Origin of the sequence: Chryseobacterium sp. SIMBA_028, assembly GCF_046535285.1 — a bacterium.
GTDB lineage: Bacteria > Bacteroidota > Bacteroidia > Flavobacteriales > Weeksellaceae > Chryseobacterium.
Genome location: NZ_JAWRWZ010000827.1, coordinates 1 through 236, shown reverse-complemented (window position 1 = coordinate 236; position 236 = coordinate 1). Strand labels below are relative to the sequence as shown.

Annotated in this window: 1 protein-coding gene; it reads left to right on the top strand. The window is 64.4% G+C overall.

Translation table 11 applies throughout. The features are described from left to right. Window positions 1-236 (top strand): DUF885 family protein (locus tag SCA31_RS25515; protein ID WP_410699717.1); only part of this gene is annotated, 236 nt, incomplete at both ends.

The following is a 236-nucleotide window of genomic DNA, read 5'->3' as shown; positions in this document are numbered from 1 at the left end:
CTTTGATCTCATGCCCACAGACAGCTACGAGCACTGGGAGCATCAGGCTGGTCGTGCTGCCAACGTTCCGGGCGCGATCGACGGTTACATCGAATCACTCCGCTCCGCGAAGCAGGGCGGCAAGGTGGCCGCCCGCCGCCAGGTCGGCATAGTGATTGAACAAGCCGAGCGCTACGCCGCAGACGATGGCTTCTTCGCCAAATTGGCCGCCGGCGCCACTCTTGAGGGCGCACCGC